At 42.5% G+C, this 6,623-nt stretch carries 5 protein-coding genes; 1 reads left to right on the forward strand and 4 read right to left on the reverse strand.

The features are described from left to right. Positions 1–167: 167 nt before the first annotated feature. The gene (locus RMO55_RS16680) at positions 168–1,238 is read right to left on the reverse strand and encodes a DUF6709 family protein (RefSeq protein WP_310428309.1); all 1,071 of its coding nucleotides are present in this window, start codon (positions 1,236–1,238) and stop codon (positions 168–170) included. Positions 1,239–1,538: 300 nt separating this feature from the next. Between RMO55_RS16680 and gatB the strand changes: the two genes are divergently transcribed. Beyond that, on the forward strand, positions 1,539–3,023 hold the full coding sequence (gene gatB, locus RMO55_RS16685) for an Asp-tRNA(Asn)/Glu-tRNA(Gln) amidotransferase subunit GatB (RefSeq protein ID WP_310428312.1): 1,485 nt from the start codon (positions 1,539–1,541) through the stop codon (positions 3,021–3,023). Between the two features lie 282 nt (positions 3,024–3,305). Here gatB and RMO55_RS16690 read toward each other — a convergent pair whose 3' ends face one another. The 3 genes from RMO55_RS16690 to RMO55_RS16700 form a co-directional block, all read right to left on the reverse strand. Then, complete coding sequence (locus tag RMO55_RS16690; protein WP_310428315.1) at positions 3,306–3,908, reverse strand: PEP-CTERM sorting domain-containing protein; 603 nt, start codon at positions 3,906–3,908, stop codon at positions 3,306–3,308. A 106-nt stretch (positions 3,909–4,014) separates the two neighbouring features. Continuing rightward, positions 4,015–4,830 carry a 5'/3'-nucleotidase SurE gene (gene surE, locus RMO55_RS16695; protein WP_310428317.1) on the reverse strand — a complete coding sequence of 272 codons (816 nt, stop codon included), beginning with the start codon at positions 4,828–4,830 and terminating at the stop codon, positions 4,015–4,017. A gap of 290 nt (positions 4,831–5,120) precedes the next feature. After that, positions 5,121–6,524: a dynamin family protein gene (locus tag RMO55_RS16700; RefSeq protein WP_310428320.1), complete on the reverse strand. Its 1,404-nt coding sequence runs from the start codon at positions 6,522–6,524 to the stop codon at positions 5,121–5,123. Between the last annotated feature and the right edge of the window lie 99 nt (positions 6,525–6,623).

Below are 6,623 nucleotides of genomic sequence, written 5' to 3' on the forward strand. Positions count from 1 at the left end.
ACGCTACTTACGCCGCAGACTACTAGATTACTATACTTCAGCCTGTTATTGCCACAAAATTGCTAGCGTATACATTAGTGTGATTCGTCGATGAAGATCGCCAAATACTGCAAAATTAAGTTGTCAATTTTTCGGTAAATCGGTTCGCACGAACGGCATGAATTTAATTAATTTCTTGCCAAACTATCGGAATTAATTCCCGCTTCATGGTTTTGACGACTTTCATCTACAAATGAGATTAAATTAGCACGATCTTTTTCCCAGGCTAGTTTTATTTCGTCGGTATGTCCGATAATCGCCCAAGGCACTCGCGTATGAATTTGTTCGATTAATCCCATTACTTCGGCTTCCGAACCAGGGATTTCTACAGTCCCACCATGACGATCGTGACAAATAGTTGCAAAAGTTTTACCTGTAGGAATACCGTTAGTTCGATGTTTGGTTACTTGGAAATAAATCCAGACAATATCGACTATTTTCTTGATTTCTAGATCGAATGATTGTTTCTGAATCAACCAGTTGTTAGATATTTTTGTCTGCTGATGCACTACGATATTTTGACTGTCGAATTCTCGATCGATCTCTGGGATGACCATTTCTGGTATACCATATTGACTCAGTTTTTTGACGATCGGATGTAAATTAATGTTGTCTTGGCGTTGCTTCCACTTACTTAAATTAATGGCACCAATAATGCCCCCGATCGAACCAATTGCTAGACCCCAATAGCCAGGATTCCGAAAATCAGCTTTGGCATTAATAATAACTGGTAAAATCAAATCTCGATCCGGTAAAGACTTAATCTCTTGCTCGACAAAATTGGACATACTTTCGATCGTTCCCGCCGCAGAATTAGTCGCAGGAGCATCATTTTCTAGCTTGACAAAAATCGCTCGATCGCTATTAGCTCTATCTCCGCTCAGTTTGACCGCAATCAATCTAGCTGTTACGGTTTCACTCTTGACTTCTCCCGTGCTTTTGCTCTTGCGTTGAGATATTTCCTGCATTCCAGTTTCCAGATATCCAGAACCAACAATCTTGAGATAACGACCCATGTATTTACTTGGATCTGAAATTAAATCCTGGTTGGCAACTAATTTTGGCCCACCAAAAAAGCCACTCCAATAACTCCAACCAAAGATCCCGATGGCGAGCGGAATTCCAACCATGCCGAGATTATTCAGTAATAAATTTCGGTTGGTGCGTTGGATCTCTTTGCCGATGAAACCTTGCCACATGAGTCTTATTTTCCTTGTCTTGGTAATTTTGGATTTTGGATACTTTGGCTGCTCCGAAGGCAGGCACCACGCGAACGCTCACTCCAAGTTGTGGATTTTCCCTCGGATAAATTTGGGGCTTGTTGGTAAATCTCGCTCGGCCAAAATTGAAAACATCCTTGGTATTAAAATACACACAAGCAATAGACTCATCCGGAAACTATTCGATCGACTCGCCCGATGGAGATCTACTAGCAACTGACGATCGGCAAGGGTACAATAAGAGATAGATATCGCTCTACACCAAATTTTTATAGCCCCATGACCGTAGCTACACCGACTAAAATCCAGTATGAAGCCGTAATTGGGTTAGAGACTCACTGTCAACTCAATACTGCTACCAAGATTTTTTGTAACTGTTCTACTGAGTTTGGTTCTGTACCCAACCACAATATTTGTCCCGTCTGCACGGCAATGCCTGGGGTCTTGCCAGTGCTGAATGAGAAGGTGCTAGAATATGCCGTCAAAGCTGGTTTGGCTCTCAATTGTCAGATTGCTGCTTATAGTAAATTCGATCGCAAGCAATATTTCTACCCTGACTTACCCAAAAACTATCAAATCACCCAATTCGATCTCCCCATCGCCGAGCATGGCTGGGTAGAAATCGAAATCCTCGATGATGCGGGAAATCCTACCCGCAAGAAAATCGGCATCACGCGGATGCATATGGAAGAAGATGCGGGAAAACTCGTGCATGGTGGTAGCGATCGATTAGCAGGTTCTAGTTATTCCCTCGTCGATTACAATCGGACTGGTGTACCCCTGTGTGAAATCGTCTCCGAGCCGGATCTTCGCAGTGGCATTGAAGCGGCTGAATACGCCCAAGAAATCCGCCGGATCATCCGCTATTTGGGCGTAGGCGACGGCAATATGCAAGAAGGCTCACTTCGATGCGATGTGAATATTTCTGTCCGTCCTGTGGGTCGTGAGGCGTTTGGGACTAAAGTAGAGATCAAGAATATGAACTCCTTTAGTGCGATTCAACGGGCGATCGATTACGAGATCGACAGACAGATTACCGCAATTGGTAATAACGAGCCAATTTTCCAAGAAACACGGCTATGGGAAGAAGGCACTCAACGCACGATTAGTATGCGGAGCAAGGAAGGTTCGAGCGATTATCGTTATTTCCCCGAACCCGATCTCACGCCGATGATTTTGGCAGATAGTCAAAAGGCGGCGTGGAAGGCAGAATTACCAGAATTACCAGTCGAAAAACGTCATCGTTATCAAACCGAGCTAGGTTTATCACCCTATGATACGCGAGTCTTGACGGATGATCGATCTGTTGCCGAATATCTCGAAGCAGCAATTGCTGCTGGTGCGGATATTAAGCAAGCGGCTAACTGGGTAATGGGTGATATTACCGCCTATCTCAAGAATCAGAAAGTAGGCATCAAAGATATCGCGCTGACTCCAACTATTTTGGCTGAATTAATCGGCTTAATTGACAAAGGTACAATTAACGGCAAAATTGCCAAAGAAATCCTCCCCGAACTATTCGAGCATGGTGGTTCAGTTCAAAAATTAGTTGATAGCAAAGGCTTAACTTCAATTTCCAATCCTGCGGAACTAGAAAAAATCATCGACGAACTTCTTGCTGCTAATCCCAAAGAATTGGAACAATATAAAGCAGGAAAAACCAAACTTTTGGGCTTCTTTGTAGGCCAAATGATGAAACAAACTGGCGGACGCGCCGAGCCTAAATTAGCCAACCAAATCTTAGCCAAAAAACTAAACAGCTAAACCAATCCTCGCATGTAAATCCCCTCCTCGGAGGGGTGGCGCGGAGCGACGGGGTGGGTAGATCTCCGCCACCCACAAACAATATCCCCTCTAGAATATCGGCATTGTAGGGCGCGTTACGCTGTCGCTAACACACTGCCCGAAAACAAATGGTGCGTTGCTTCCAGCTAACACACCCTACAGATATTGGCGATGTTAAATCGATCGAAATCAGACGGTTCAAGCGTAGATCTCACCCACCCCACCCTTCGGGTACCCCTCCGAGGAGGGGATTTTTACATGCTACGCTTTATTGTCAGATTTTAGTTTCTGTCTCATGCGTAATGCTGCTGAACCACCGACTAGAGTGCCGATAATCGTAAATGGTTCGGGAACAGCAGTTGGAGATTGGGATTGATATGCAAAAATGTTCATAAGGCCATTAGGGTTGCTTTGTTCATAGGCATTATCACCGATAGTCCATTGAGTAGAATTATTGTATGAAAATGCATAGCCAACACTAGTGTTATTGTCACCATCATCATAGGTTCCAAACATCAAAGGCCAACCTGGTGAGTTCCCGATGATAGATGTGGCATAAGAGTTCCATTCAGTTGGTGGGTTAGTTAATGGTAGTCCACCCAGGAGAGTTTGCACGCTAGATTTATTTGCAAAAGTGAATCCAGCCGCCTCAACGATTGTTTTCATCTCGATGCTGCTCCGAGAGATGAAGTTATCAAGATCGACCCAAACTAGACCAGTTCCCACGTCTTGGAATGTTCGCAGACCATTAACATCAGTATGATTGATAATGGCAGCTTGAGCTGGAATTGTCCCGATGAAGCCAAGCCCTAGAATAGCATCTCCAAAAACTCGCGCGATATTTTTGGAGATGCTATTTTTCATATTTTCCTGTTGATGAGGATTATCTGAATTTAATATGCCCAAATTTCCACACTCGATCGATAATTCACGACAAAATCGGGGTTAAAATCCTCATCTCAAGCACCACTTACGAATCACGACTTATTTTCACGCCCTCAATGCCACAATCTTTCAACCCAAATACACCGATCGCCGAAGTCATATTAAACTGGAGCGGGACGATGGTAATGTAGTTACGTTTAATTGCTTGAACATCGGTTTCAATTTCTGGTGGAAGATGGAGATGTTCTGGTTGATCTAGATCTTGTAATGCTTCTCCAGATAACCAATAGTAAGTTTTACCACGCGGATCTACCCGCTTTTGGAAAGTATCAAAATAACGTCTGAGTCCTTGACGGGTAATTTTCACACCCGCAATTTCGGCGGCGGGAATCGGTGGAATATTCACATTTAATAGCAACATTTCCACTAGTGGCTGACTTTCTAAATGAGCGATTAAATCTCGGGCAAAATTTGCGGCGGGTTGAAACTCCTTGCAGGTAAAACTCGTCAAACTGAAGGCAATACTGGGAATCCCTTCAATCGTTCCTTCCATCGCCGCAGAGACCGTGCCAGAGTACAACACGTCTGTTCCCAGGTTCGCACCGTGATTGATGCCAGATAGGACGAAATCGGGGAACCTGTCGAGCAATGCTCCCAGTGCTAACTTGACACAATCTGCGGGAGTACCCGAACAAGACCAAGCGCGGACGGTAGGATGAAAAATACCTGTAACTTCTTCCGCCCGAATCGGATCGTGAAGGGTTAAACCATGCCCAGTTGCCGATCTTTCTCGATCGGGACACACTACAATTACTTCATGTCCGGCGATCGCAAGTGTATCGGCTAAAGTCTTAATCCCCAGCGCGAAGATCCCATCATCATTGCTAATCAATAATTTCATCCGGTATTTCCCTCGATTATTTTATTCCCCACTCGCTAATCTTCAAGCAAAAATGCATAAGATTGCACTTTTCGCTCCCAAATCGCTAAAAAGTTGCCGAAAAATGGCAATCTCCACAAAAACTGAATACAGAGAATGGTTGAAAAAAGTATCAAACATTGCTCTTTAGCAGTATTGCTAACCATCATAACGACTATGTTCGTGCAATCGGTGTAGATCCTGTCACCAAACGTCGGGTATCCGAGCAAATCGTCCATCATCCTGTGAAATAGACTAAAGGAAATGGTGATTCATGAATTGCCCTTATCCCTAAATATCAGTGATAAATCGTCTAACCAGTTTAACCAAAAAATATATAATTGCTTAAATAGAGCAGATTTTTTTCTAAATTTAATAAGTATTCTAACAGAGCGATCGATCCTACTCAACAATCGATCGCTCTGATTTTTCACATAGCTAATACTTGCCGCTTCGATGATATTTTCCTTACTTCTTTTATCTGCCCATTTGCTAATCTCTAAACAAAATCCCTGCTCGAATTCCTGAATAATTGGTAAGAAAATTAGATTTGTTAAATTAGTTTGGATATTATCTATCAGCAATCGATCGAATTCCTTCCCATAGGATACATCCCAAATCGCGGCTGCTACCCTATTGTGTTCATGTGGACTCCATTTAGCCGGATTTCTCGGTAAATCATTAGCAATATTCTCAGGAATCAAAAAGTTAAAGTTACGATCTAATCTATTCGCAGCTTCGATTCGTTTACCATCATCTTTACTACCCATCAATAGCGATAATAAAGCTGGCATCGTCGAGATTTTAGCGACTTGTTTGGGTTCGATCTGTAAATGATGCTTGGTTAATAACTTATCGATTTCCGATCTAGTTCGATCGATAAACTTCTCTTCACTCGCTACCCGATCTTTATCGCCATGAAAAACATCGATCCGATTGAATAGAAACCACATATTATTTGACAAGCCACCGATTATCTTCAATTGCTCTACAACACCCTGCAAGAGCATATTCACTTTTTGTCGATCGGTTTCTGCACTATTATAAGTGACTAAAAATAACGCTCGATTGCAAGTCTTTAATAATGACAAATTTTCGATATCTTCTTGGTGAGATAGTCCAGGTAAATCAACAATTCGTAACTTTATTCCTTCGGGTAATTGCAAGCGACTATCTTTTGCTAGTAACCGAATCGGATACTCGATCCGAATTTGGGGATAACTAATATCGATCGAGCCATTATATTTAGCTTCGAGATAACGATTCATTACCGTAGCTAATCGATTGTATATTTCTCGATCGCTAATATGATACCAGTCACCACACTCCCATAATGCCCCAAGGGTTCGATCGATATGAATAGAAGTATTTTGATTGTATTCGATCGTCACCAATCCCGCGCTCATTTCTTGCACGGCTACAGGAATAATTTCTGCTCCACACAATAGATTTACTAATGTACTTTTGCCGCTGCTGGTTGTACCCGTCGTGACGATTGTTAGCGTTGGAGATTGTAAATCTACTAATAGTTTAGCGGTAGCCTTCAAAAATATATCATCTAACTCTGTCAAGATTGATCTTTGAGATGGTGAAATTTGGTTAGCTATTTTTCGTCGATGAGTTTGCCATTCTCGTCTAATTGTCTTGACTTCTCGATCGATATATTTTAATAACATTTGTTCTGCATAGTACGGATCTGTAGGGGCGGGTTTATGCTAACATTTTGGCATTAAAAATAACTATCGAACAAAACCCGCCCTCCCCCACAATTAACG

The organism is Chamaesiphon sp. VAR_48_metabat_135_sub (assembly GCF_031418915.1).
In the GTDB taxonomy this organism is placed as follows: domain Bacteria; phylum Cyanobacteriota; class Cyanobacteriia; order Cyanobacteriales; family Chamaesiphonaceae; genus Chamaesiphon.

Coding starts and splice junctions, on each gene's coding strand:
- RMO55_RS16680 (WP_310428309.1), bottom strand. CDS start 1,238: ATGTGGCAAGGTTTCATCGGCAAAGAGATCCAACGCACCAACCGAAAT.
- gatB (WP_310428312.1), top strand. CDS start 1,539: ATGACCGTAGCTACACCGACTAAAATCCAGTATGAAGCCGTAATTGGG.
- RMO55_RS16690 (WP_310428315.1), bottom strand. CDS start 3,908: ATGAAAAATAGCATCTCCAAAAATATCGCGCGAGTTTTTGGAGATGCT.
- surE (WP_310428317.1), bottom strand. CDS start 4,830: ATGAAATTATTGATTAGCAATGATGATGGGATCTTCGCGCTGGGGATT.
- RMO55_RS16700 (WP_310428320.1), bottom strand. CDS start 6,524: ATGTTATTAAAATATATCGATCGAGAAGTCAAGACAATTAGACGAGAA.